Origin of the sequence: Klebsiella sp. 141251, assembly GCF_050600725.1 — a bacterium.
GTDB lineage: Bacteria > Pseudomonadota > Gammaproteobacteria > Enterobacterales > Enterobacteriaceae > Klebsiella > Klebsiella aerogenes.
In genome coordinates this window covers 101,877-127,871 of record NZ_JAQIRG010000006.1, presented here as the reverse complement: position 1 = coordinate 127,871, position 25,995 = coordinate 101,877, and the positions used below count along the sequence as shown (strand labels likewise).

At 57.2% G+C, this 25,995-nt stretch carries 26 protein-coding genes; 18 read left to right on the top strand and 8 right to left on the bottom strand.

Annotation, left to right across the window (positions count from 1 at the left end; all coding sequences use genetic code 11):
* Positions 1–2: 2 nt before the first annotated feature.
* Positions 3–560: a DcrB family lipoprotein gene (locus PGR09_RS15030; RefSeq protein WP_045397026.1), complete on the bottom strand. Its 558-nt coding sequence runs from the start codon at positions 558–560 to the stop codon at positions 3–5.
* A 73-nt stretch (positions 561–633) separates the two neighbouring features.
* Positions 634–1,299 (bottom strand): 7-cyano-7-deazaguanine/7-aminomethyl-7-deazaguanine transporter, encoded by a 666-nt coding sequence (locus tag PGR09_RS15025; protein WP_045375765.1) that lies wholly within the window; start codon positions 1,297–1,299, stop codon positions 634–636.
* Between the two features lie 207 nt (positions 1,300–1,506).
* Between PGR09_RS15025 and tusA the strand changes: the two genes are divergently transcribed.
* Complete coding sequence (gene tusA, locus PGR09_RS15020; protein ID WP_015703711.1) at positions 1,507–1,752, top strand: sulfurtransferase TusA; 246 nt, start codon at positions 1,507–1,509, stop codon at positions 1,750–1,752.
* Between the two features lie 454 nt (positions 1,753–2,206).
* Here the strand turns inward: tusA and zntA are convergent, their stop codons facing one another.
* Positions 2,207–4,414, bottom strand: coding sequence for a Zn(II)/Cd(II)/Pb(II) translocating P-type ATPase ZntA (gene zntA / locus PGR09_RS15015; RefSeq protein ID WP_315711739.1), 2,208 nt, complete (start codon positions 4,412–4,414; stop codon positions 2,207–2,209).
* Positions 4,415–4,492: 78 nt separating this feature from the next.
* Positions 4,493–5,119, bottom strand: coding sequence for a lysoplasmalogenase (locus PGR09_RS15010; protein ID WP_015369312.1), 627 nt, complete (start codon positions 5,117–5,119; stop codon positions 4,493–4,495).
* 141 nt (positions 5,120–5,260) lie between these two features.
* Here PGR09_RS15010 and PGR09_RS15005 point away from each other — a divergent pair, with 141 nt between their 5' ends.
* On the top strand, positions 5,261–5,620 hold the full coding sequence (locus PGR09_RS15005) for a DUF2500 domain-containing protein (protein WP_020077761.1): 360 nt from the start codon (positions 5,261–5,263) through the stop codon (positions 5,618–5,620).
* A gap of 15 nt (positions 5,621–5,635) precedes the next feature.
* Here the strand turns inward: PGR09_RS15005 and PGR09_RS15000 are convergent, their stop codons facing one another.
* A complete protein-coding gene (locus tag PGR09_RS15000) occupies positions 5,636–5,914 on the bottom strand; it encodes a DUF1145 family protein (protein WP_015369314.1) in 279 nt (92 codons plus the stop codon).
* On the bottom strand, positions 5,904–6,500 hold the full coding sequence (gene rsmD / locus PGR09_RS14995) for a 16S rRNA (guanine(966)-N(2))-methyltransferase (protein ID WP_015703709.1): 597 nt from the start codon (positions 6,498–6,500) through the stop codon (positions 5,904–5,906). Before rsmD ends, PGR09_RS15000 begins: the two co-directional genes overlap by 11 nt.
* A gap of 193 nt (positions 6,501–6,693) precedes the next feature.
* Here rsmD and ftsY point away from each other — a divergent pair, with 193 nt between their 5' ends.
* The 5 genes from ftsY (at position 6,694) to livJ (ending at position 12,500) form a co-directional block, all read left to right on the top strand.
* Entirely contained in the window at positions 6,694–8,244 is a 1,551-nt protein-coding gene (ftsY, locus tag PGR09_RS14990; protein ID WP_430916272.1) for a signal recognition particle-docking protein FtsY, read from the top strand.
* A gap of 2 nt (positions 8,245–8,246) precedes the next feature.
* Positions 8,247–8,915, top strand: a complete 669-nt coding sequence (gene ftsE, locus PGR09_RS14985) for a cell division ATP-binding protein FtsE (protein WP_015369317.1) — start codon at positions 8,247–8,249, stop codon at positions 8,913–8,915.
* Positions 8,908–9,963, top strand: a complete 1,056-nt coding sequence (ftsX, locus tag PGR09_RS14980) for a permease-like cell division protein FtsX (protein WP_015369318.1) — start codon at positions 8,908–8,910, stop codon at positions 9,961–9,963. Before ftsE ends, ftsX begins: the two co-directional genes overlap by 8 nt.
* Before the next feature lie 255 nt (positions 9,964–10,218).
* Positions 10,219–11,073 carry an RNA polymerase sigma factor RpoH gene (gene rpoH / locus PGR09_RS14975; RefSeq protein ID WP_002920815.1) on the top strand — a complete coding sequence of 285 codons (855 nt, stop codon included), beginning with the start codon at positions 10,219–10,221 and terminating at the stop codon, positions 11,071–11,073.
* Between the two features lie 323 nt (positions 11,074–11,396).
* Positions 11,397–12,500, top strand: coding sequence for a branched chain amino acid ABC transporter substrate-binding protein LivJ (livJ, locus tag PGR09_RS14970; RefSeq protein ID WP_015369319.1), 1,104 nt, complete (start codon positions 11,397–11,399; stop codon positions 12,498–12,500).
* Positions 12,501–12,802: 302 nt separating this feature from the next.
* Here livJ and panM read toward each other — a convergent pair whose 3' ends face one another.
* Positions 12,803–13,186, bottom strand: coding sequence for an aspartate 1-decarboxylase autocleavage activator PanM (gene panM, locus PGR09_RS14965; protein ID WP_315711728.1), 384 nt, complete (start codon positions 13,184–13,186; stop codon positions 12,803–12,805).
* A gap of 422 nt (positions 13,187–13,608) precedes the next feature.
* On the opposite strand from panM, the gene livK reads away from it, so the two are divergent.
* From livK to ugpQ, 10 genes are all read left to right on the top strand, one after another.
* The gene (gene livK / locus PGR09_RS14960) at positions 13,609–14,718 is read left to right on the top strand and encodes a high-affinity branched-chain amino acid ABC transporter substrate-binding protein LivK (RefSeq protein ID WP_045394819.1); all 1,110 of its coding nucleotides are present in this window, start codon (positions 13,609–13,611) and stop codon (positions 14,716–14,718) included.
* A gap of 53 nt (positions 14,719–14,771) precedes the next feature.
* Complete coding sequence (gene livH / locus PGR09_RS14955; RefSeq protein ID WP_047047924.1) at positions 14,772–15,698, top strand: high-affinity branched-chain amino acid ABC transporter permease LivH; 927 nt, start codon at positions 14,772–14,774, stop codon at positions 15,696–15,698.
* Positions 15,695–16,972 carry a branched chain amino acid ABC transporter permease LivM gene (gene livM / locus PGR09_RS14950; protein WP_015369324.1) on the top strand — a complete coding sequence of 426 codons (1,278 nt, stop codon included), beginning with the start codon at positions 15,695–15,697 and terminating at the stop codon, positions 16,970–16,972. Before livH ends, livM begins: the two co-directional genes overlap by 4 nt.
* A complete protein-coding gene (gene livG, locus PGR09_RS14945) occupies positions 16,969–17,736 on the top strand; it encodes a high-affinity branched-chain amino acid ABC transporter ATP-binding protein LivG (protein ID WP_015369325.1) in 768 nt (255 codons plus the stop codon). Before livM ends, livG begins: the two co-directional genes overlap by 4 nt.
* 17 nt (positions 17,737–17,753) lie before the next feature.
* A complete protein-coding gene (gene livF / locus PGR09_RS14940; RefSeq protein ID WP_086538103.1) occupies positions 17,754–18,467 on the top strand; it encodes a high-affinity branched-chain amino acid ABC transporter ATP-binding protein LivF in 714 nt (237 codons plus the stop codon).
* Between the two features lie 271 nt (positions 18,468–18,738).
* Positions 18,739–20,055 carry a sn-glycerol-3-phosphate ABC transporter substrate-binding protein UgpB gene (gene ugpB, locus PGR09_RS14935; protein ID WP_045394824.1) on the top strand — a complete coding sequence of 439 codons (1,317 nt, stop codon included), beginning with the start codon at positions 18,739–18,741 and terminating at the stop codon, positions 20,053–20,055.
* A 106-nt stretch (positions 20,056–20,161) separates the two neighbouring features.
* A complete protein-coding gene (gene ugpA / locus PGR09_RS14930) occupies positions 20,162–21,049 on the top strand; it encodes a sn-glycerol-3-phosphate ABC transporter permease UgpA (RefSeq protein WP_015369328.1) in 888 nt (295 codons plus the stop codon).
* Positions 21,046–21,891: a sn-glycerol-3-phosphate ABC transporter permease UgpE gene (ugpE, locus tag PGR09_RS14925; protein ID WP_015369329.1), complete on the top strand. Its 846-nt coding sequence runs from the start codon at positions 21,046–21,048 to the stop codon at positions 21,889–21,891. Before ugpA ends, ugpE begins: the two co-directional genes overlap by 4 nt.
* A 1-nt stretch (position 21,892) precedes the next feature.
* Positions 21,893–22,963: a sn-glycerol-3-phosphate import ATP-binding protein UgpC gene (locus tag PGR09_RS14920; protein WP_032709316.1), complete on the top strand. Its 1,071-nt coding sequence runs from the start codon at positions 21,893–21,895 to the stop codon at positions 22,961–22,963.
* Positions 22,960–23,700 carry a glycerophosphodiester phosphodiesterase gene (ugpQ, locus tag PGR09_RS14915; protein ID WP_315711722.1) on the top strand — a complete coding sequence of 247 codons (741 nt, stop codon included), beginning with the start codon at positions 22,960–22,962 and terminating at the stop codon, positions 23,698–23,700. The genes PGR09_RS14920 and ugpQ overlap by 4 nt, the downstream gene beginning before the upstream one ends.
* Positions 23,701–23,723: 23 nt before the next feature.
* Here ugpQ and PGR09_RS14910 read toward each other — a convergent pair whose 3' ends face one another.
* The gene (locus tag PGR09_RS14910) at positions 23,724–24,044 is read right to left on the bottom strand and encodes a DUF2756 family protein (protein WP_032709313.1); all 321 of its coding nucleotides are present in this window, start codon (positions 24,042–24,044) and stop codon (positions 23,724–23,726) included.
* A gap of 124 nt (positions 24,045–24,168) precedes the next feature.
* Between PGR09_RS14910 and ggt the strand changes: the two genes are divergently transcribed.
* On the top strand, positions 24,169–25,914 hold the full coding sequence (ggt, locus tag PGR09_RS14905; RefSeq protein ID WP_032713162.1) for a gamma-glutamyltransferase: 1,746 nt from the start codon (positions 24,169–24,171) through the stop codon (positions 25,912–25,914).
* Positions 25,915–25,995: the final 81 nt, after the last annotated feature.

Here is a 25,995-nt window from a genome sequence, read left to right as displayed (position 1 = left end):
AATTAGTTAATGACCAGCGTGTTGACGATGCTTTCCGCTTCGGTTTGCGCCTGCTGCTGGTTGTCCGCTGGCAGTGTGACCTGCAGGGTCAGCAGTTTGTCATCGACCTTACCGAGCAGCACGGAAGACCATGCGGTCTGCCCCTTGGCGGAGATGATGCTGTCCAGCTGCTGTAAGGTGTGGCCTTTAATCTCAATAGATTTGTTAGACACAACCTGCAGCTGCGGGTCGCGGCTGCGCTGCTGATCTTCCAGACGTTTGGACAGCACCGCCAGATCTTCATTAGTGCTGTCGCCGACAATGACGATCACCGCTTTCTGGCCGGTGGCGTCGGAATAGACGTGCATATTGTTGGCCTGGGTACCGAGCTTACCGCTCTGATCTGCCATACCCGCAGGCAGGGTGAAGCTCAGTTTACCATCCAGCAGGCTAATCGCCTGGCCGCTGGTGTTGCTCTCTGCTGCTGCCCCGACGGTCGGCGCTTTTGAATCGCTGTTATCACAGGCCGCAAGCCCCATAACCAGCAGGCCAATACCGACATATTTAACCAAATTGCGCATTGACATCTTCCTTTCGATAAACGGCCATTAACGGCTCATCCGGTTATCTTATCACAACCGTTAGCGAGTACCTTTAACCTGGCTGCAATGCCGACAAATCAGATTTATCCGCCAGTCTTTTCAACAGCATATTCAACAGCACGCCGTACATCGGCAGGAAGAAGACGATGCTGATGAGCACTTTAAAGCAGTAGTCGACGGTGGCGATTTCCCCCCAGTGGGCGGCCATAAACGGATCCGGGCTGCGCCAGAAGGCGATGAAGAAGAAAGCCAGGGTATCGCTGACGTTGCCAAACAGGGTCGACGCGGTCGGCGCCAGCCACCAGCGGCGATTCTGACGCAGGCGGTTGAAGACGTGGACATCGAGAATTTGCCCCAGCGCATAGGCCATAAAGCTGGCGGCGGCGATACGGGCAACGAACAGATTAAAGGTGCCCAGCGCGGCAAAGCCCTGCCACTCGCCCATATAAAACAGCGCCGAAATGCCATAGGAAATAATCAGCGCCGGGATCATCACCGCGAAGATGATGCGTCGCGCCAGCGGGGCGCCGAAAATGCGTACCGTCAGATCGGTGGCGAGAAAAATAAAGGGAAAACTGAACGCGCCCCAGGTGGTATGGAAACCAAAAATGGAGATCGGCAGCTGGACCAGATAGTTGCTGGAGGTAATCACCAGCAGATGAAATAGCGAAAGCCAGACGAGCGCTTTCTTACGCTGTACGGTAGTAAAGGGATTCATATTGTGACCTTTTTATGCCCGTCATGCTTCACATCAATGAAGGAATCGGGAGCGGAACGTTGGGGTGAGGGAACCCAATTAAAAACGGCTGCATGATACTGCGTTGCGAGCGTAATGCAATGGTTGTTTTTCGCGCAAACGTTAACCTGGCTTGCGTACTGGCGAAGTGGGGGTAAACTAGGGCCGTTTTGTTGAAGTGAGATAAAAATGAGCGAACTTTTCTCCAGTCCTGACCATACGCTGGACGCCCTGGGGCTCCGCTGCCCGGAGCCGGTGATGATGGTGCGTAAAACCGTACGCACCATGCCGGTGGGCGAGACCCTGCTGATTATTGCCGACGACCCGGCCACCACCCGCGATATCCCCGGTTTTTGCCTCTTTATGGAGCATGAACTGGTGGCGCAGGAAACCGAAGCCCTGCCGTACCGTTATCTGATCCGTAAAAGCCACTGAGCCCATCCCGGATGGCGGCGTGTTGCGCCTTATCCGGGCTACTCAATGGTCTGGAACCGTAGCCCTGCTAAGCGCAGCGCGAGCAGGGAATATCCCCGGATAGCGGCGCCTTGCGCCTTTCCGGGCTACCCAACGATCCGGAACCGTAGCCCTGCTAAGCGCAGCGCGAGCAGGGAATATCCCCGGATGGCGGCGCGTTGCGCCTTATCCGGGCTACCCAAAGGCCTGGAACCGTAGCCCTACCAGGCGCAGCGCGAGCAGGGAATATCCCCGGATGGCGGCGCGTTGCGCCTTATCCGGGCTACCCAAAGACCTGGAATCGTAGCCCTGCTAAGCGCAGCGCGAGCAGGGAATCCCCCCGGATGGCGGCGCGTTGCGCCTTATCCGGGCTACCCTACGGTCCGCAACCGTAGCCCTGCCAGGTGCAGTGCGAGCAGGGAATATCGATTCAACATTACTTTTTACGCAATAACCGCAGTGCGTTAGCCGTTACCAGCACCGTCGCGCCGGTATCCGCCAGCACCGCCAGCCACAACCCCGTCAGGCCGAGAAGGGTCGTGACGAGGAAAATCCCCTTCAACCCTAAAGCGATGGCGATATTCTGGCGAATATTGGCATGGGTGGCGCGCGCCAGCGAAATCATCTGCGCCAGGCCGGTGAGACGGTTATGGGTCAGCGCCGCGTCGGCGGTCTCCAGCGCCACATCGGTGCCGCTGCCCATCGCAATACCGATGGTTGCCGCTTTCATCGCCGGGGCATCGTTGATACCGTCGCCGACCATAGCCAGCGGCGCATTGGCGTTAAGCCCCATCACCGCTTGCACTTTGTCTGCCGGCAGCAATCCGGCGCGGAACTCCAGACCCAGTTCATTGGCGATAGCCGCCGCAGCGCGCGGGTTATCCCCGGTAAGAATCACTCCTTGCACACCCAATTGATGCAGCTCATCCACCGCCTGACGCGCATCGTCGCGCAGGGTATCGCGCAGCGCCAGAATGCCGAGCAGCGTATCATCGCGCATCACCAGCACCACCGTCTGTCCGGCGCTCTCCAGTTGCTGGATCTGCGCCTCATGCTCAGCAGGTGCAGCCTTACTGGCCGCGCAGATTAAGATGCGGCTGCCGTTGACCTCGGCCTCTATCCCGGAACCGGCCAGCGCCCGCTGGTTGTGCGCAACGGGAATCGTCAGCTTACGCTGCTGCGCTTCGCGGACGATAGCCTGCGCCAGCGGGTGGCTGGAGCCTTGTTCAACCGCTGCCGCCAGCGCCAGCAGGCCGTTTTCATCAACGTCGGCGGCGGCGATAACGCGGGTGACCTGCGGTTGGCCGATGGTCAGAGTACCGGTTTTATCGAACGCCACCTGGCGCACCTGGCCCAATTGTTCCAGCGCCGCGCCGCCTTTAATCAGCGCCCCGCGCCGCGCGGCGACCGCCAGACCGGAGGTAATCGCCGCCGGGGTAGAGATGACCAGCGCGCAAGGGCAGCCGATTAACAGCAGCGTTAAGCCTTTATAGATCCACGGCAGCCAGGCGCTGGCGAAGAACAGCGGCGGTACGATGGCAACCAGCAGGGCGACCACCATAATGGCCGGGGTGTAGATCCGGCTGAAGCGATCGATGAAGCGCTCAATCGGCGCCCGGCGCTCCTCGGCTTCTTCAATCAGTTTGAGGATCCGGTCAATGGCGCTATCGCCCGGTTCGGAGATAACGGTCAACTGTACCAGGCGATCGACGCTGGTGGCGCCGGCGGCTACGCGCTCGCCGGCTTTACGCTCCACCGGTACCGATTCGCCGGTCAGCGCGCTTTCGTCAAAACTGGCAAACGGCGATAGCAGCTCGCCATCGGCCGGCAGACGCCCGCCGGCGGCGACCTCAATCACATCGCCGGGGCGAAGGTCACGTTGGGCGACGGTCTCACGCTCGCCGTTGCGCAGGCGAACGGCGGTATCAGGTTTGAGCGCCATCAGGGCGCTCACGCCCTGGCGCGCGCGGCTGGCGGCCCAGCCTTCAAGCCGTTCGCCGATCAGAAACAGCAGCAGAACCATTGCCGCTTCGGCGGTGGCGCCGATAAACAACGCGCCGATAGCGGCAACGCTCATCAGCGTTTCAATGGCAAACCAGCTGCCGCTTTTAATCAACCGCAGCGCCTGGCGGGCAACCGGCCACAGGCCGACGAGGGTAGTGGCGACAAACGCCAGCTTGCCGAACGGGTGGTTAAACTGCTCGAGCCCCCAGCTGAGCGCCATCATCACTACCAGACTCAATAACGCCAGGTTTTCCTGCAGCCATGAACGTTGCGGTTTCTCTTCCTGCGGCGCGTCAGCATCGCGCAGGGTATAACCCGCGGCGCGTACCGCGTTTTCGACCTGCGAACGGATATCGCTTTCGGCATTGACCAGCAGCTTCTCGGTGGCGAACAGCACCTGCACCTGGCTGACGCCGTCGATTTGGCGCACGGCGGTTTCCACCTTACGGGCGCAGGCCGCGCAGTCCATGCCGTCTACCTGCCAGCTATAACGGGCGCCGTTGAGCGGCTGTTCAGCGGCGGCGGTTTCCCCGGCGCAGGCGCGATCGGTACAGCAGCTTTCAGCGGGCTCTGTCGCCGGGGTAAATTTGAATGACGAGAACTGGGGGACTTTTTTGTCCTGAGATTCTGGTGTCGACATGGCACCCTCCGGGTAATGATAATTTTCTCATTACCCGCAGGATACACTCTGGAGTCGACTCCAGAGTCAAGCAGTAAATTACAGATATAGCGCGCGAACGATCAGGAAGTGCCCGGCAAAGTAGAAGGCCGCGGAAATGGCGTTATCGGCGCGGAAGCGACGGCGATAGTGGCTAATCAGCCAGACGGCGTTACCCAACAGCAGCGAAGCGGCGCCAAGGAATCCGGAGAGCGCGGTATCGGTCGGCCGCACGAACCACAGTTCGCCCGCCAGCCACACCATTACCAGCGTCATACCGATAAAGGTTAATACCGGCATGCGCATCTCTTCCAGACGCGTCCAGATAATCGCCAGCAGCAGCGCGCCGAGCACCAACAAGACCAGCGGCAGCGGCCAGAAGAACGATAGCGTCATCTGGCTGGCGAACCAGATCGTATACAGCAGATGAGAGAGGAAGAATGCGCCGACCGCGTACATCACCCGCTGGCGCGGCAGCAGGGTTAACGCATCGCCGAGCAGCGAAGCGCACAGGCCCGCCAGCACCAGGTAGCTAATGGCGTTGAACATCGGCGCCTGCCAGGCTAACAGCAGCAACAGAAGCAGGGTGACCGGTTTAAAGACCCAGCGCTGCCAGGCTGGCCCACGATAGGACGCATCGACGTACAGCCATGCGGAGAAACAGACAGCAATAAACGACCAAAGCATAGTAAGTCCCTGTATCTGTTATCATTAAATAAGCGATTACGCTTACGGTACCGGATCTCAGTGTAGTGGTTTGGGCCAGAAGATGACAACGTTATTCAATGCGCGTTATCCTTATTCCTGATAATTCTTATGGGTACGCAAATGAGTAAAGTTCCGCTATTTTTTGTGCTGGTGGTCGCGGTGATTGTGGTGGCGGCCTCGTTTCGCTACGTGCAGCAGCGCCGGGAGAAAATGGATAACGACGCCGCGCCGCTGCTGCAGAAGCGGGTGGTGGTCAGCAATAAGCGGGAAAAGGTGATTAACGATCGTCGCTCGCGCCAGCAGACGGTGACGCCAGCCGGAAGCGAGATGCGTTATGAAGCGAGCTTCCGCCCGGAAAATGGCGGACTGGAAGTGGTGTTCCGCCTTGATGCGCCGCAATACCACGCGCTGAGCGTTGGCGACCGGGGAATGCTGAGCTATAAGGGCTCTAAATTCGTCGACTTTGTTGCCGATAACTGAGCCCTCGATTAACCGTTACTTCTTCTTCAGCGTGGCCTTCAGCTTTTTCTGCCAGGCCACCAGTTCAAATACGCCGAAGATGAAAATACGAATCTGCTCAAAACGGCTCAGCGGCGGCGCATCTTTCGTTTGCGTCGCTTTCAACAGCGTCAGCTGCAGGCCATGCATCAGAATCATAAAAATCAGCGCCACGTTAACGAAGATATTCAGCGGTTTTGGGAAAGGTTGAAACAAGTTCAACAGCAAAAACGCCCAAACGCATAGCATCAGCAGGCGGCCTAAATTAATCAGCATGGTTTTCTCCTTGTGCCTCGCGTTGATACAGACGGTAGGCGACCTGTCCGGCGACTTTTTCGCGATACAGCTGCCAGTTTGCCGGAACCGGCGGTAGTCCGTTTTCTACTTCGCTCTCGACATAAATCAGCGCTTCATCAGCGAGCCAGTGGTTTTTTTCCAGCAGGCTGAGCGTTTCTTCCAGCAGCCCTTTGCGGAAGGGGGGATCGACGAAGACAATGTGGTGCGGCGTGCCCGGCTGGCTGAGAAACGCCAGCGTGTTGGTGTTGACCACCTTGCCGTTGCTGGCTTTCAGCGTCGCGAGATTTTTTTGTAGCTGCTGCGCGACGCCGCGCTCCATTTCCAGTAGCGTGGTGCTGGCGGCATAGCGTGATAGCGCTTCCAGCCCCAGCGCGCCGCTGCCGGCGAAGCAGTCAAGGCAGTGGGCGTCGACCATCGACGGCGCCAGCCAGTTAAAAAGCGTTTCCCGAACCCGGTCGGTGGTCGGGCGCAGACCCGGGCTCTCCGGCACCGGTAATTTACGGCCCCGCCACTGTCCGCCGATAATGCGGATCTGGCCGCTGCCTGCGTGATTTGGTTTCTTCATCTCTTTGCTCAAGTCTCAACTTCCAGCCTGCTATTCTAACGATCGAAGACCATTGACGAAACCTTAATCCGGGGGCGGTGATGCGAGTTAAGTTAAGTGATAGACTATCCAACTAATTTCATCATTTTTTCAGCTTCTGAATCGGTTGTATCGAAGCTGCGCCATGAATAAACAGCGAGGAGTGTGGTCGCAAATGGCAAAAGAGAAAAAACGTGGCTTCTTTTCCTGGCTGGGCTTTGGGCAAAAAGAACAGGCTCAGGAAAGCGAAACAGAACAAAAAGTAGAAGAACAACAAGAGGTTGCGGAACAGACTCCGGCGGCGGAAACGCCTGCGGAAACCGTACCCGCGGCGGAAACGGTAAAAGAAGACCCGGAGGCCTTTGCCGCCGAGGTCGTAGAAGTTACCGAACAGGTTGTTGAGAGCGAACTGCCGCATCCGGCGGCGACCGAAGCCGTTTCGCAAGAAAACGTGGCTGAATCGCCGGTGGCGGAAGAAATTTCTGTCCCAGAGACCGCAGTTGAAGAAGCGCCGGTTGTTCCTGCGGTAGAAGAAAAAGTCGCTGAACCGCTGGTTGAAGAGGTGATTGCCGAGCCGGTTATCGCCGAAGCGGTTGCGGAACAGACGCCGGAAGAGGTTATCGTCGCAGAGCATGAGGTCATCGAAGATGAGGTCCTCCCGGAAGAGTCTGAAGCCGAATTAAGCGATGAAGAGCTTGAAGCGCAGGCGCTCGCGGCGCAAGGCGTAGAAGAGGCGCCGGAAGAGCTGGCGGAAGAAGACGCGGAAACTCAGGAAGCGCCGCAGCAGGAGCAGGAAAAACCTACCAAAGAAGGTTTTTTCGCCCGCTTAAAACGCAGCCTGGTAAAAACCAAACAGAATCTGGGTTCCGGATTTATCAGCCTGTTCCGCGGTAAAAAAATCGACGACGATCTGTTTGAAGAGCTGGAAGAACAGCTGCTGATTGCCGACGTTGGGGTGGAAACCACGCGTAAGATTATTACCAATCTTACCGAGGGGGCCAGCCGTAAGCAGCTGCGCGACGCCGAGGCGTTATACGGCCTGCTGAAAGAAGAAATGAGCGAGATCCTGACGAAAGTTGAGGAACCGCTGAATGTTGAAGGGAAAACGCCATTTGTTATTCTGATGGTCGGCGTTAACGGCGTGGGTAAAACCACCACCATCGGTAAGCTGGCGCGTCAGTTCGAGCAGCAGGGTAAATCTGTGATGCTGGCGGCGGGGGATACCTTCCGCGCGGCGGCGGTGGAACAGCTGCAGGTCTGGGGCCAGCGTAACGAGATCCCGGTGATTGCCCAGCATACCGGCGCTGATTCAGCCTCGGTTATTTTTGACGCCATTCAGGCGGCGAAAGCGCGCAATATTGATGTGCTGATTGCCGATACCGCGGGTCGTCTGCAGAATAAATCGCACCTGATGGAAGAACTGAAGAAGATTGTCCGCGTAATGAAGAAACTGGATGTCGACGCGCCGCATGAAGTCATGCTGACCATCGACGCCAGCACCGGGCAGAACGCGATAAGCCAGGCCAAACTGTTCCACGAAGCGGTGGGGCTGACCGGCATTACGTTGACTAAGCTTGACGGAACCGCGAAGGGCGGGGTTATCTTCTCAGTGGCTGACCAGTTCAGTATTCCGATTCGCTATATTGGCGTCGGCGAACGTATTGAAGATCTGCGTCCGTTTAATGCGGGCGACTTTATTGAGGCACTTTTTGCCCGAGAGGATTAAGAATGATTCGCTTTGAACAAGTCAGCAAAGCCTATCTCGGTGGGAGACAAGCGCTGCAGGGGGTGACGTTCCACCTGCAGCAGGGCGAGATGGCGTTCCTGACCGGCCATTCCGGCGCGGGGAAAAGTACCTTGCTGAAGCTTATCTGTGGTATCGAACGGCCGAGCGCCGGGAAAATTCTGTTCAGCGGCCATGATATCAGCCGCCTGAAGAGCCGCGAGGTGCCGTTCCTGCGCCGCCAAATCGGCATGATTTTCCAGGACCACCACCTGCTGATGGATCGCACCGTGTTCGATAATGTGGCGATCCCGCTGATTATCGCCGGCGCCAGCGGCGATGATATTCGCCGCCGCGTATCCGCAGCGCTGGATAAAGTCGGGCTGCTGGACAAAGCGAAAAATTTCCCCATCCAACTCTCCGGCGGTGAGCAACAGCGCGTGGGCATTGCCCGCGCGGTGGTTAACAAGCCGGCGGTGCTGCTGGCGGATGAACCGACCGGTAACCTCGATGAGGCGCTCTCGGAAGGGATTTTACGTCTGTTTGAAGAGTTTAACCGCGTAGGTGTAACGGTACTGATGGCGACGCACGACCTGGGGCTTATTTCCAGCCGTCCGTACCGCGTCCTGACGCTGAGCGACGGTCATATGCATGGAGGCCATCGGGGTGAATAAGCGCGACGCAGTGAACCAGATTCGCCAGTTCGGCAGCAAGTTCGATCGTCTCCGTAACGCCACGGGCGGCGGCAACGGCGGACGCAATGCGCCAAAACGGCCAAAAGCGGCGCCGAACCCGGCATCGCGGAAGAGTAACGTCTTTAATGAGCAGGTGCGCTACGCCTGGCACGGCGCATTACAGGATTTAAAAAGTACGCCGCTGGCGACCTTCCTCACCATCATGGTGATCGCCATTTCGCTGACGCTGCCGAGCGTCTGCTATATGGTCTACAAAAACGTCAATAGCGCGGCGTCGCAGTATTATCCGTCGCCGCAGATCACCGTCTACCTGGAAAAAACGCTGGATGACGATGCGGCGGCGCGGGTGGTTGGCCAGCTGCAGGCGGAGCAGGGCGTTGAGAAGGTAAATTACCTGTCGCGCGATGAGGCGCTGGGCGAGTTCCGCAACTGGTCCGGGTTCGGCGGCGCGCTGGATATGCTGGAAGAGAACCCGCTGCCGGCGGTAGCGATTGTGGTGCCGAAGCTCGATTTCCAGAATACCGATTCGCTTAACACCCTGCGCGATCGCGTCTCCCGTATTCAGGGGGTCGACGAAGTGCGTATGGACGATAGCTGGTTTGCGCGCCTGGCGTCGCTGACCGGTCTGGTCGGCCGGGTGTCGGCGATGATCGGCGTGCTGATGATTGCCGCGGTGTTCCTGGTGATTGGCAACAGCGTGCGCCTGAGCATCTTCGCCCGTCGCGATACCATTAACGTCCAGAAGCTGATCGGCGCTACCGACGGTTTCATCCTGCGTCCGTTCCTCTACGGCGGCGCGCTGCTGGGTTTCGCCGGGGCGTTTTTGTCGCTGATCCTGTCGGAGATTCTGGTGATGCGCCTCTCCTCGGCGGTGACCGAAGTGGCGAAAGTGTTCGGCACCAAATTCGAACTCAGCGGTTTAGGCTTCGATGAGTGTCTGCTGATGCTAATCGTCTGCTCGATGATTGGCTGGGTCGCAGCCTGGCTGGCGACGGTGCAACATTTACGTCACTTTACCCCCGACTAAAAATTTTCTGGTATAATCTTTCCCTGCACTGAATATCTCTCTGCAGGGAAAGAGTCCCTGTTCGCCTCTTCCCTAATCTTTCATCTCCATGTCACATTTTGTGCGTAATTTACTCACAACGTTGCATGGAACTTGTGGATAAAATCACTGTCTGATACTACTGTGGGTGATATTCTCGTTGCTCATAAATGCTGGCATGTTTGTTGCCTGATGGGGACAAGATCATGTCAGACACTATCGATTGAGAGGATTTGAATGACCAAAGAAATGCAAACTTTAGCTTTAGCCCCCGTTGGTAACCTGGAATCGTACATCCGGGCCGCTAACACTTGGCCGATGTTATCGGCTGATGAAGAGCGGGAGCTTGCTGAAAAGCTGCATTACCAGGGCGATCTGGAAGCAGCGAAGAAGCTGATTCTGTCTCACCTGCGCTTTGTTGTTCATATTGCTCGTAACTACTCGGGCTATGGCCTGCCGCAGGCGGACCTGATTCAGGAAGGCAACATCGGTTTGATGAAAGCCGTACGTCGTTTCAACCCGGAAGTGGGTGTGCGACTGGTTTCCTTCGCCGTGCACTGGATTAAAGCGGAAATCCACGAATACGTGCTGCGTAACTGGCGTATCGTTAAAGTCGCAACCACCAAAGCGCAGCGTAAGCTGTTCTTCAACCTGCGTAAAACCAAGCAGCGTCTGGGCTGGTTTAACCAGGACGAAGTAGAGATGGTTGCCCGCGAGCTGGGTGTGTCGAGCAAAGACGTGCGTGAGATGGAATCACGTATGGCAGCGCAGGACATGACCTTTGATATGTCGTCCGATGACGAATCCGACAGCCAGCCGATGGCGCCGGTGCTCTATCTGCAGGACAAAACGTCTAACTTTGCCGACGGCATCGAAGACGATAACTGGGAAGAGCAGGCTGCTAATAAACTGACTGACGCGATGCAGGGCCTGGACGAGCGTAGCCAGGACATCATCCGCGCTCGCTGGCTGGACGAGGACAACAAGTCCACGCTGCAGGAGCTGGCGGATCGTTATGGCGTCTCGGCTGAACGTGTTCGTCAGCTGGAAAAGAACGCGATGAAAAAACTGCGCGCCGCTATCGAAGCCTAATCTTCGTCTTTCAGCGCCGTAGTGAATTGAGCCTCTGCTGTTTCAGCGGGGGCTTTTTGTTTATATCCCCGTCATACCCGTTTTCTCTCCCGGCGCGAATTGCCGCGACGTTTTACTTCAGTCACATAACTTTTACATCTCCTGCAAATTGTTGTTTCAAATTCTGAAAAATGGGGTATGTTTTGGCATAGTGTGCTGCAAAAGCGCAGGCGGCAGACCCAAATACAGCCATACTATTCTTGGTATTGACTAAAAATCAGAATAATGCGCTAACAAACAACATCACAACAAATGCAAAAACCATAATAATGGGGAGCCTCAGGATGAATATGAAGGGTAAAGCGTTACTGGCAGGATGTATTGCTTTAATTATGAGCGGTTCCGCGCTGGCGGAAGACATTAAAATTGCCGTCGTGGGAGCGATGTCCGGCCCGGTTGCCCAGTATGGCGACCAGGAATTTACCGGCGCGGAGCAGGCGGTAGCTGATATCAACGCCAAGGGCGGTATCAAAGGCAATAAATTGCAGATCGTAAAATATGACGATGCCTGCGACCCGAAACAAGCGGTGGCTGTTGCGAACAAAGTGGTGAATGACGGCATTAAATACGTTATCGGTCACCTGTGTTCCTCATCCACTCAGCCGGCGTCTGACATCTATGAAGATGAAGGCATCCTGATGATTACCCCGGCGGCAACCGCGCCGGAACTGACGGCGCGCGGCTATAAGCTGATTCTGCGCACCACCGGTCTCGACTCCGATCAGGGGCCGACGGCGGCGAAATATATTCTCGGCACGGTGAAGCCGCAGCGCATTGCCGTCGTTCATGACAAACAGCAATATGGCGAAGGGCTGGCGCGCTCGGTTCAGGAAAACCTGAAGAAAGGCGGCGCCAACGTGGTGTTCTTTGACGGAATCACCGCCGGTGAGAAAGATTTCTCTACCCTGGTGGCGCGCCTTAAGAAAGAAAATATCGACTTCGTCTACTACGGCGGTTATCACCCGGAAATGGGGCAGATCCTGCGCCAGGCGCGGGCTGCCGGCCTGAAAACCCAGTTTATGGGTCCGGAAGGCGTGGCTAACGTTTCCCTGTCTAACATCGCCGGCGAGTCGGCAGAAGGCCTGCTGGTCACCAAACCGAAGAACTACGATCAGGTTCCGGCGAACAAACCGATTGTGGATGCTATCAAAGCGAAGAAACAGGATCCGAGCGGCGCCTTCGTGTGGACCACCTATGCGGCACTGCAGTCGCTGCAGGCGGGATTAAATCAGTCCGAGGATCCGGCGGAAATCGCGAAATACCTGAAAGGGGCGAAGGTGGATACCGTTATGGGGCCGCTGTCGTGGGATGAGAAAGGCGACCTGAAAGGGTTCGAGTTTGGCGTGTTTACCTGGCATGCGAACGGTACAGCGACCGACGCCAAATAATTTAACCGGCGCCTTTCACGCCGCAGATGCGTTGTCTGCGGCCCTCAACCCCGGTCACTTACTGATGTAAGCTCCCGGGGATTTCGGGTCTTGACGCCTTGCTGCAACGCGAAATGCTGGGTTAAATGTGAGGGTGCCTTTCACGCCGCAGATGCGTTGTCTGCGGAGCCTTTCACGCCGTAGATGCGTTGTATGACCCCGGTTGCGCTGCGCTTACCGGGGCTACAATTGGCAGGTAGCCCGGCTAAGCGAAGCGCCGCCGGGTTCTTCCTTGGTCACGCTGCGTTTATTAGGGCTACGGCCTAATGCTTTTCCCAACCATTCTGCTGGGCGCTGAAACCGAGCGCCTGCATAAATGCCGCCATCACGCCGCGGTCTTCCACCCCGCTATCGGCAACGCGCCAGCTATTGATATTCGGGTTATCGCTTAACGTCTCTTCCACTAAATATTGCCCAACGCCGCGGCGGCGGGTGACTTCACGCACGCACAGATCGCTGAGCTCGCCTTCAACGCCGCGCAGGGTAACGCATACGGCGCCGAGCAGGCGTTCGTTAAAGCGGGCGGCGTAAATACGATGGTTTTCATCCAGCGTCAGCGCCGCAGGATCCTGCGACGGCCAGATTTTGCCTAAATCAATGCGATCCTGATCGCTGAAGTGCTGTAAACGGATAATGGTGAGCTTCATACGCGGCAATTCCAGTCAAAACAGATGCGCCAGTGTACTCAAATTTCTCGTTCGGCGGGGCGCTGTTTTCAACTCATTCATCAGGGGATTCGTTTTCCTGGTTGCGCGGGGGTAGCGCAATACATCATGGATCGAAAAATAAGCAGAATTTTAACCTGATATGTAGCGTTTTATTCCGCCTTATATGCCGTTATTTTATGCTGCAAACTGGACTTTTTTTTGTTTATCTTCGCCTAAAACCAGAATATTATCTTTTCTTAATCACCTGAAAAATAGAGATTTTAATCATAATTCAGGTAAAAAACCGCGCTAAACCATTAAACTTCATGGTAAAAATGGCGTTGTTTAATAAAAGCACAGAATGCTTTTTAACCATAAAAATACAAAACATTTACACCACATCACGAACGGGGTTCTGAAGCATGAAAAGGAACGCGAAAACGATCGTCGCGGGAGTCGTTGCATTAGCGATTTCCCACGCGGCGATGGCAAAGGATATTAAAGTCGCCGTCGTCGGCGCGATGTCTGGCCCGGTTGCCCAGTGGGGCGATATGGAATTCAACGGCGCGCGCCAGGCGATTAAAGACATTAACGCCAGCGGCGGCATTAAAGGCGACAAACTGGTTGGCGTTGAGTATGACGACGCCTGCGACCCGAAACAGGCGGTCGCGGTCGCTAACAAAATCGTCAATGACGGCATTCAGTACGTTATTGGTCACCTGTGTTCCTCTTCTACCCAGCCGGCTTCGGATATCTATGAAGACGAAGGTATCCTGATGATCTCCCCCGGGGCGACCAATCCTGAGCTGACCCAGCGTGGCTACCAGTACATCATGCGTACCGCCGGGCTTGACTCTTCCCAGGGGCCGACCGCCGCGAAATATATCCTCGAACACGTGAAGCCGCAGCGTATTGCGATTATTCATGACAAGCAGCAGTACGGCGAAGGGCTGGCGCGTTCCGTGCAGGACAACCTGAAGAAAGCCGGCGCCAATATCGTCTTCTTTGATGGCATCACCGCCGGTGAGAAAGACTTCTCCGCGCTGCTGGCGCGCCTGAAGAAAGAGAACATCGACTTCGTCTACTACGGCGGCTACTACCCGGAAATGGGGCAGATGCTGCGCCAGGCGCGCTCCGTCGGCCTGAAAACGCAGTTTATGGGGCCGGAAGGCGTCGGTAACGCCTCGCTGTCCAACATCGCCGGCGCGGCGGCGGAAGGTATGCTGGTGACGATGCCAAAACGCTATGACCAGGATCCGGCCAACAGCGCTATTGTTGATGCGCTGAAAGCGGATAAAAAAGATCCGAGCGGCCCGTACGTCTGGATCACCTATGCCGCCGTTCAGTCGCTGGCGCAGGCGATGGACAGAACCGGCAGCCAGCAGCCGCTGGATTTAATTAAAGATTTGAAAGCTCACGGCGCGAAGACCGTGATTGGGCCGCTGAAATGGGATGAAAAAGGCGATCTGAAGGGATTTGAATTTGGTGTCTTCCAGTGGCACGCGGATGGTTCATCCACCGTCGCTAAGTAAGACGCGTTATCCCGCCGCCCGCACCGCGCGGGCGGCATGAAAAAGGTTACCTTATGTCCGAGCAGTTTCTCTATTTTCTGCAGCAGATGTTTAACGGCGTCACGCTGGGCAGTACCTATGCGCTGATCGCCATCGGCTATACGATGGTGTACGGCATTATCGGCATGATTAACTTCGCCCACGGCGAGGTCTACATGATCGGCAGCTACGTCTCGTTCATGATTATCGCCGCCCTGATGATGCTGGGGATCGATACCGGCTGGCTGCTGGTCGCCGCAGGCTTTGTTGGCGCTATCATTATCGCCAGCGCCTACGGCTGGAGTATCGAACGCGTGGCCTATCGTCCGGTACGCAGCTCCAAGCGCCTGATCGCGCTGATTTCCGCCATCGGGATGTCGATATTCCTGCAGAACTTTGTCAGCCTGACCGAAGGCTCGCGCGATGTCGCGCTGCCGAGTCTCTTTAATGGCCAGTGGATTGTCGGCCACAGCGATAATTTCTCCGCCACTATCACTACCATGCAGCTGGTGATCTGGGTGGTCACCTTTATCGCCATGCTGGCGCTGACGCTGTTTATTCGCTATTCGCGAATGGGCCGCGCCTGTCGCGCCTGTGCGGAAGATCTGAAAATGGCGAGCCTGCTGGGTATCAATACCGACCGCGTTATTGCGCTGACCTTCGTCATTGGCGCGGCTATGGCGGCGGTCGCTGGCGTCCTGCTGGGGCAGTTCTACGGCGTTATTAACCCCTACATCGGCTTTATGGCCGGGATGAAGGCCTTTACCGCGGCTGTGCTCGGCGGTATCGGTAGTATCCCTGGCGCGATGATCGGCGGCCTGATTCTGGGTATCGCCGAGGCGCTCTCTTCTGCCTATCTCAGCACCGAATATAAGGACGTCGTCTCCTTCGCGCTGCTGATTCTGGTGCTGTTAGTGATGCCGACCGGCATTCTGGGCCGCCCGGAGGTAGAAAAAGTATGAAACCGATGCAAATTGCGATGGCGCTGCTTTCCGCCGCGATGTTCTTTGTTCTGGCTGGCGTCTTTATGGGCGTGCAGCTGGAGCTGAATGGCACCAAACTGGTGGTCGACACCGCCGCCGATATTCGTTGGCAGTGGATCTTCATCGGCACCGCGGTGGTCTTTTTCTTCCAGCTGCTGCGCCCGCTGTTCCAGAAAGCGGTTAAGAACGTCTCCGGGCCGAAATTTATTATGCCGGCGATTGACGGGTCGACGGTCAAGCAGAAGCTGTTCCTGATAGCCCTGCTGGTGATTGCCGTGGCCTGGCCGTTTATGGTGTCGCGCGGCACGGTGGATATCGCGACTCTGACGATGATTTATATCATCCTTGGTCTCGGGTTGAACGTGGTGGTTGGGCTTTCCGGTCTGCTGGTATTGGGCTACGGCGGGTTTTACGCCATCGGCGCCTATACCTTTGCGCTGCTTAACCACTATTACGGTCTCGGTTTCTGGACCTGCCTGCCGCTGGCCGGCCTGGTCTCCGCGGCGGCCGGCTTCCTGCTTGGTTTCCCGGTGCTGCGTCTGCGCGGCGACTACCTGGCGATTGTGACCTTAGGCTTCGGCGAGATCGTGCGCATTCTGCTGCTCAACAATACCGAGATCACCGGCGGGCCGAACGGTATCAGCCAGATCCCGAAACCGACCTTCTTTGGTCTTGAATTTAGCCGTACCGCCCGCGAAGGCGGCTGGGATACCTTCAGCAACTTCTTTGGCCTGAAGTACGATCCCAGCGACCGGGTGATTTTCCTCTACCTGGTGGCGTTGTTGCTGGTGGTGCTCAGCCTGTTCGTTATTAATCGTCTGCTGCGGATGCCGCTTGGGCGGGCATGGGAAGCGCTGCGTGAAGATGAAATCGCCTGCCGTTCTCTGGGCCTGAGCCCGACGCGCATCAAGCTGACCGCCTTTACTATCAGCGCCGCATTTGCCGGCTTCGCCGGCACGCTGTTCGCCGCGCGCCAGGGCTTCGTGAGCCCGGAGTCCTTTACCTTCGCCGAGTCGGCCTTTGTGCTGGCGATCGTCGTGCTGGGTGGGATGGGCTCGCAGTTTGCGGTGATCCTGGCGGCTATTCTGCTGGTGGTATCGCGCGAGCTGATGCGTGATTTCAACGAATACAGCATGTTAATGCTCGGTGGGTTGATGGTGCTGATGATGATCTGGCGTCCGCAGGGGCTGTTGCCGATGACGCGCCCGCAGCTGAAGCTGAAAAACGGTCAGGCGAAAGGAGAGCAGGCATGAGTCAGCCAATATTATCCGTGAACGGCCTGATGATGCGTTTTGGCGGCCTGCTGGCGGTCAATAACGTCTCCCTTGAGCTACGTCCGCAGGAAATCGTTTCCTTAATCGGCCCGAACGGCGCGGGTAAGACCACCGTTTTTAACTGCCTGACCGGTTTCTATAAACCTACCGGCGGCACCATTATGCTGCGCGACCAGCACCTGGAAGGGCTGCCGGGCCAGCAGATTGCGCGGATGGGGGTGGTGCGAACCTTCCAGCACGTGCGTCTGTTCCGCGAAATGACGGTGATTGAAAACCTACTGGTGGCGCAGCATCAACAGCTGAAAACCGGCGTCTTCTCCGGCCTGCTGAAAACGCCGGCTTTCCGTCGCGCGCAGAGCGAAGCGCTGGATCGGGCCGCCACCTGGCTTGAGCGTATCGGCCTGCTGGAGCACGCCAACCGCCAGGCCAGTAACCTGGCCTACGGCGATCAGCGCCGGCTGGAGATCGCCCGCTGTATGGTGACGCAGCCGGAGATCCTGATGCTTGATGAACCGGCGGCGGGGCTTAACCCGAAAGAGACCAAAGAGCTGGATGAGCTTATCGCCGAGCTGCGTAGCCATCACAACACCACCATCCTACTTATCGAACATGATATGAAGCTGGTGATGGGCATTTCCGATCGCATCTACGTCGTGAATCAGGGGACGCCGCTGGCCAACGGGACGCCGGAAGAGATTCGTAATAACCCGGACGTGATCCGCGCCTATTTAGGTGAAGCATAATGGTGGTGACGCATAAGATGGAAAAAGCGATGTTAACTTTTGACAATGTCAGCGCCCACTACGGCAAGATTCAGGCGCTGCACAACGTCAGCCTGCATATCAAACAGGGTGAGATCGTCACGCTTATCGGCGCTAACGGCGCGGGGAAAACTACCCTGCTCGGTACGCTGTGCGGCGATCCGCGGGCCTCCAGCGGGCGCATTGTCTTTGACGGTAAGGATATTACCGACTGGCAGACGGCGAAAATCATGCGTGAAGCGGTGGCGATCGTGCCGGAAGGGCGGCGCGTCTTTTCGCGCATGACGGTGGAAGAGAACCTGGCGATGGGCGGTTTTTTTGCCGACCGCGACCAGTTCCATACCCGCATCAAATGGGTGTATGAGCTGTTCCCGCGTCTGCATGAACGCCGTATTCAGCGCGCCGGCACCATGTCCGGCGGCGAGCAGCAGATGCTGGCGATCGGTCGAGCTCTGATGAGCCAGCCGCGCTTGCTGCTGCTTGATGAGCCCTCATTAGGGCTGGCGCCGATTATCATTCAGCAGATTTTCGACACCATCGAGCAGCTGCGTGAACAGGGGATGACTATCTTCCTGGTTGAGCAGAACGCCAACCAGGCGCTCAAGCTGGCCGATCGCGGCTACGTACTGGAAAACGGTCACGTGGTGCTTGAGGATACCGGCGATGCGCTGTTAGCCAACGAGGCGGTGCGCAGCGCCTATCTCGGCGGTTAGTTCGTCGTAACCCGGCGTTGTTCGCTTCGCCGGTTTGTAGCCCGGGCGAGGCGCTTGCGCCGACCCCGGGAGCCGATGGCATGAATATTATCCGTGTCTCAGCTCCCACTTTACTTCCCCCATCCTTTCATCGGCTTGTCATCTCTCTGACCCGTTACTATCTTTTTTTTGTAATAAAAAAGTTATTTTTCTGTAATTCGAACATGTCATGTTACCCCGCGAACATAAAACGCGTGAAATCGCGCATCCGGAACAACAAGAGAGATAACCGATGATATCGTTACGACATACAGCTTTAGGACTGGCGCTAAGCCTGGCATTTGCTGGTCAGGCACTGGCAGTAACCACCATCCCTTTCTGGCATTCAATGGAGGGGGAGCTGGGTAAAGAAGTTGATTCTCTGGCGCAACGTTTCAACGCGGCCAATCCTGATTACAAAATTGTTCCGGTGTACAAAGGCAACTACGAACAGAGCCTGAGCGCCGGTATCGCTGCCTTCCGTACCGGCAACGCGCCGGCGATTCTGCAGGTGTATGAAGTTGGTACCGCCACCATGATGGCGTCAAAAGCCATTAAGCCGGTATACCAGGTCTTTAGCGATGCGGGTATTAAGTTCGATGAATCGCAGTTCGTGCCGACGGTGTCCGGTTATTACACCGATTCAAAAACCGGCCATCTGCTCTCCCAGCCGTTTAACAGCTCCACGCCGGTGCTGTACTACAACAAAGACGCCTTCAAGAAAGCGGGCTTAGACCCTGAGCAGCCGCCGAAAACCTGGCAGGATCTGGCGGCCTACACCGCGAAGCTGAAAGCGTCCGGGATGAAGTGCGGCTACGCCAGCGGCTGGCAGGGCTGGATCCAGATTGAAAACTTCAGCGCCTGGCACGGCCTGCCGGTCGCCACGAAAAATAACGGTTTTGACGGCACCGACGCGGTGCTTGAGTTCAACAAGCCGGAGCAGGTGAAACATATCGCCCTGCTCGAAGAGATGAACAAGAAGGGCGATTTCAGCTATTTCGGGCGTAAGGATGAATCCACCGAGAAGTTCTATAACGGCGACTGCGCGATCACTACCGCGTCATCCGGCTCGCTGGCGGATATTCGTCAGTACGCGAAATTCAACTACGGCGTCGGCATGATGCCTTACGACGCCGATGTGAAAGGTGCGCCGCAGAACGCCATTATCGGCGGGGCCAGTCTGTGGGTGATGCAGGGCAAGGACAAAGAGACCTACACCGGCGTGGCGAAGTTCCTCGACTTCCTGACCAAACCGGAAAACGCCGCCGAGTGGCACCAGAAAACCGGCTATCTGCCGATTACCACCGCGGCCTACGATCTGACGCGCCAGCAGGGCTTCTATGATAAGAACCCGGGCGCTGATATCGCCACCCGCCAGATGCTGAATAAGCCGCCGTTGCCGTTCACCAAAGGCCTGCGCCTGGGCAACATGCCGCAAATTCGCACCATCGTCGATGAAGAGCTGGAGAGCGTGTGGACCGGCAAGAAAACCCCGCAACAGGCGCTGGATTCCGCCGTTCAGCGCGGGAATCAACTGCTGCGCCGTTTCGAGCAAGCCACCAAATCGTAATCTGTAACTTGCCCGGTGGCGCTGCGCTTACCGGGCCTACAATGTGCCCTATGTAGGCCGGGTAAGGCGTAGCCGCCACCCGGCATTGTTCAGGAACCAAATCTCAATGTCATCATCCCGTCCGGTATTCCGCTCGCGCTGGCTGCCCTATGTGCTGGTCGCGCCGCAGCTGATTATCACGCTGATTTTCTTTATCTGGCCCGCGGGCGAAGCGCTGTGGTACTCGCTGCAGAGCGTCGATCCGTTTGGCCTTTCCAGCCAGTTTGTCGGCCTGGATAACTTCGTCACGCTGTTCCACGACCCGTACTATCTGGACTCGTTCTGGACGACCATAAAATTCAGCACCCTGGTAACCGTCAGCGGCCTGCTTATTTCGCTGTTTTTTGCCGCGCTGGTCGACTATGTGGTGCGCGGCAGCCGCTTTTATCAAACGCTGATGCTGCTGCCGTATGCCGTGGCCCCCGCTGTCGCGGCGGTGCTGTGGATCTTCCTCTTCAATCCCGGACGCGGGCTGATCACGCATTTTCTTGGCGAATTGGGTTACGACTGGAACCACGCGCAAAACAGCGGCCAGGCGATGTTCCTGGTGGTCTTCGCCTCGGTCTGGAAGCAGATAAGCTACAACTTCCTGTTCTTCTTCGCCGCGCTGCAGTCGATCCCGCGTTCGCTGGTTGAGGCCGCCGCCATCGACGGCGCCGGGCCGATTCGCCGCTTCTTCAAGCTGGCGCTGCCGCTGATTGCGCCGGTGAGTTTCTTCCTGCTGGTGGTCAACCTGGTTTACGCCTTCTTCGACACCTTCCCGGTGATCGATGCCGCCACCGCCGGCGGCCCGGTGCAGGCGACCACCACCCTAATCTACAAAATTTATCGCGAAGGTTTCGCCGGGCTCGATCTTTCCGCTTCCGCCGCGCAGTCGGTGGTGCTGATGTTCCTCGTCATTATCCTGACGGTGGTGCAGTTCCGTTACGTTGAAAGTAAGGTGCGTTACCAATGATTGAGAACCGTCGCGGGCTGACGATTTTCAGCCACACCATGCTGATTCTGGGCATTGCCGTCATTTTATTCCCGCTGTACGTCGCCTTCGTGGCGGCGACGCTGGATAACAAATCGGTGTTCGAAACGCCGATGACGCTGATCCCCGGCGGGCATCTGTTGGAGAACATGAAGACCATCTGGGTGAACGGCGTTGGCGTCAACAGCGCGCCATTCTGGCTGATGATGCTCAACAGCTTCATCATGGCGTTCGCCATTACGGTCGGCAAAATCGTGGTGTCGATGCTTTCGGCGTTCGCCATCGTGTGGTTCCGCTTTCCGCTGCGTAACCTGTTCTTCTGGATGATTTTTATCACCCTGATGCTGCCGGTCGAGGTGCGTATTTTCCCGACGGTGGAAGTGATCGCCAACCTCAAAATGCTCGACAGTTATGCCGGGTTAACGCTGCCGTTAATGGCTTCGGCTACCGCCACCTTCTTGTTCCGCCAGTTCTTTATGACCCTGCCGGACGAGCTGATTGAAGCGGCGCGTATCGATGGCGCTTCGCCGATGCGCTTCTTTCGCGACATCGTGCTGCCGCTGTCGAAAACCAACCTCGCCGCGCTGTTCGTCATCACCTTTATCTACGGCTGGAACCAGTATCTGTGGCCGTTGCTGATTATTCAGGATGTGAATCTTGGCACCGCCGTCGCCGGTATTAAAGGCATGATCGCCACCGGCGAAGGTACTACCCAGTGGAATCAGGTGATGGCGGCGATGCTGCTGACCCTGATCCCGCCGGTCGTCATCGTTTTAGCCATGCAGCGCGCGTTTGTGCGCGGCCTGGTCGATAGTGAGAAATAAAATGGCTGGTTTAAAACTACAGGCAGTAAGCAAAAGCTGGGATGGCAAAACCCAGGTAATTCAACCGCTGACGCTGGACGTGGCGGACGGGGAATTTATCGTCATGGTCGGCCCGTCAGGTTGCGGGAAATCAACGCTGCTGCGGATGGTCGCCGGGCTTGAGCGGGTGACCAGCGGCGATATCTGGATTGACCGTAAACGGGTGACCGAGATGGAGCCGAAGGATCGCGGCATCGCGATGGTGTTCCAGAACTATGCGCTTTATCCGCATATGAGCGTGGAAGAGAACATGGCGTGGGGGCTGAAGATTCGCGGCATGGGTAAGGGATTGATCGCCGAGCGCGTGCAGGAGGCGGCGCGTATTCTTGAGCTGGATGGCCTGCTCAAGCGCCGCCCGCGGGAACTGTCCGGCGGTCAGCGCCAGCGCGTGGCGATGGGCCGCGCTATCGTGCGTGACCCGGCGGTATTCCTGTTCGACGAACCGTTGTCAAACCTCGACGCCAAGCTGCGCGTGCAGATGCGTCTGGAACTGCAGCAGCTGCATCGGCGCCTGAAAACGACTTCGCTGTATGTCACCCACGATCAGGTCGAAGCGATGACCCTCGCCCAGCGGGTGATGGTGATGAATAAAGGCATTGCCGAGCAGATTGGCACGCCGGTTGAGGTGTATGAAAAGCCAGCCAGCCGCTTTGTGGCGAGCTTTATCGGCAGCCCGGCCATGAATCTACTGGAGGGGCGGGTGAGCGATGACGGCGGCCGCTTTGAGCTGGAAGGCGGCATACAGCTGCCGATGAATCACGAGCATCGGCGCCACGCCGGGCGTAAAATGACTCTCGGTATTCGCCCGGAGCACTTTATTTTAAGCTCGCAGGCGCAAGGCGGCATCCCGCTGCTGATGGATACGCTGGAAATTTTAGGTGCCGATAACCTCGCCCACGGGCGCTGGGGCGAGCAGAAGCTGGTGGTCAGATTGCCGCATCAGCAGCGCCCGGCGGGCGGCAGTACGCTATGGCTGCATCTGCCATTGGAACATCTGCACCTCTTTGATGGTGAAACAGGACAACGCGCATGAGTAACTGGCCTTATCCCCGCATCGTCGCCCATCGCGGCGGCGGTAAACTGGCGCCGGAGAACACCCTGGCGGCTATCGACGTCGGCGCCCGCTACGGGCACACGATGATTGAATTTGACGCCAAGCTGTCGAAGGACGGGCAGATCTTTCTGCTGCACGACGATAATCTCGAACGCACCAGCAACGGCTGGGGCGTGGCGGGCGAGCTGTCGTGGGACGATCTGCTGAAGGTCGATGCCGGCAGCTGGTACAGCCGTGAATTTAAGGGCGAACCGCTGCCGCTGCTCTCCCAGGTGGCGGAACGCTGCCGCCGTCACGGCATGATGGCCAATATCGAAATTAAGCCGACCACCGGGCAGGGGCCGCAGACCGGAAAAGTGGTGGCGCTGGCCGCGCGCGATTTGTGGAAAGGCATGACCGCGCCGCTGCTCTCATCCTTTGAAATTGATGCGCTGGAAGCGGCACAGGAAGCCGCGCCCGAGCTGCCGCGCGGGCTGCTGCTGGATGAGTGGCGCGATGACTGGCGCGAATTGACCGCCCGGCTGGGCTGTGTATCCATTCATCTCAACCACAAACTGCTGGATGCGGCGCGGGTAGAGCGCCTGAAACAGGCCGGCCTGCATATTCTGGTGTATACGGTCAATAAACCCCAGCGCGCCGCCGAGCTGCTGCGCTGGGGCGTAGATTGCATCTGCACCGATGCTATTGACGTCATCGGGCCGAATTTCCAGCCTTAAGGCTGATTTGCGGCGGACGATCTTTACGGGTTAGTCTGCCGCAGCATCCCGCCGTTGTTGTTTGGCAGTACCTGCGGCTGCGAATTGAGATTGCCGCCCTGCGCCGCGCGCTGCTGATTGGTCTGCAGCTGATTTTGCAAATGCTGTTGCTGCATATGCGTCTGATTATTCAGATTCTGCTTCAGCATGCTTTGCTGCTGCTGTTGCTGCACCTTCATCTCATTTTGCATACGCTGCTGGCTGGGTACCACATAACCCGGCTGGTTAGGGTTGTTATCGATGTTAATCGGCTGTGCTAAAACGCCGAGCGGCATCAGCGCCGCCAGGAATAAAATCGCTTTCATTGTTTTCTCCTCCCGTGCGTGGGATCACTTAAGTGTACCTCGAATTCGCCATAACAATGATTTTTTAGGAGTTATCAACCAGGCTTAAGCCGGGAGATAAAACCTACCTTTCAGGAGTAAGACAATGATAAAAACAACAATATGGCGTCAGGTGGTCATCGCAGCGTTACTGGCGGGGGGCAGCTTTACCGTCGCCGCCAATCCGCCGCCCCCGCCGCCGGTCTCGTATGGCGTTGAGGAAGATGTATTTCATCCGGTACGCGCCCAGCAGGGGATGGTGGCCTCGGTGGATGCGCTGGCGACCCGCGTCGGCGTAGATATTCTGCGTCAGGGCGGCAACGCCGTCGATGCAGCGGTTGCCGTTGGCTATGCGCTGGCGGTGACGCATCCGCAGGCCGGTAATATCGGCGGCGGCGGCTTTATGATGCTGCGAACTAAAGACGGTAAAACCACGGCGATCGATTTCCGCGAGATGGCCCCGGAACAGGCCACCCGCGATATGTTCCTCGATGAACATGGCAATCCTGACAGTAAAAAATCGCTGACTTCGCATCTCGCTTCCGGTACTCCAGGCAGCGTTGCGGGTTTCTCACTCGCGCTGGAAAAATACGGCACCATGCCGCTAAACAAAGTGATCCGCCCGGCAATTAAGCTGGCGGAAGAGGGGTTTATCGTTAATGATGCGCTGGCTGACGATCTAAAAACCTACGGCAGCGAAGTGATCCCGCAGCATGAAAACAGCAAAGCGATTTTCTGGAAGAACGGCGAGCCGCTAAAAAAAGGCGATCGGCTGGTGCAAAAGAATCTGGGGAAAAGCCTGGAGCTGATTGCCGAGCACGGCCCGGACGCCTTCTATAAAGGGGCTATCGCCGACCAGATTGCCGGCGAGATGAAAAAACACGGCGGGCTTATCACCAAAGCCGACCTCGCCAACTACAAGGCCGTGGAGCGTACGCCGATTAGCGGTGAATATCGCGGCTATGAGGTCTACTCCATGCCGCCGCCGTCCTCCGGCGGGATCCACATCGTGCAGATCCTCAATATCCTCGAAAACTTCGATATGCAGAAATATGGCTTTGGCAGCGCCGACGCCATGCAGGTAATGGCGGAAGCGGAGAAACACGCCTATGCCGACCGTTCGGAATATCTCGGCGATCCTGACTTCGTCAAAGTGCCGTGGCAGGCGTTGACCAGCAAGGCTTACGCCAAAGCGATAGCCGCCGAGATTGACGTGAACAAGGCGAAGCCTTCCAGCCAGATCCGTCCGGGCAAGCTGGCGCCGTATGAAAGCAACCAGACCACCCACTTCTCGGTGGTCGATAAAGACGGCAATGCGGTGGCGGTCACCTATACGTTGAATACCACCTTTGGCACCGGCATCGTGGCCGGCGACTCCGGAATTATACTCAACAACCAGATGGATGATTTCTCGGCGAAGCCCGGCGTGCCTAACGTTTATGGTTTAGTTGGCGGCGACGCCAATGCGGTAGGGCCGAAAAAGCGCCCTCTGTCGTCGATGTCGCCGACGATTGTGGTGAAAGACGGGAAAACCTGGCTGGTGACCGGTAGTCCGGGCGGTAGCCGTATTATTACCACCGTGCTGCAAATGGTGGTCAACACCATTGATTTCGGGATGAACGTCGCGGAAGCCACCAACGCGCCGCGCTTCCACCACCAGTGGCTGCCGGACGAGCTGCGGGTGGAGAAAGGTTTTAGCCCGGATACCGTGAAATTGCTGGAAGCGAAAGGGCAGAAAGTCGCGCTGAAAGAGGCGATGGGCAGTACCCAGAGCATTATGGTGGGGCCGGATGGTACGCTGTATGGCGCTTCCGATCCGCGTTCGCCCGGTGATTTGACCGCGGGGTATTAAGGTGTTGCCCGGTGGCGCTGCGCTTACCGGGCCTACAATTGTGCGAACGTAGGCCGGGTAAGGCGAAGCCGCCACCCGGCA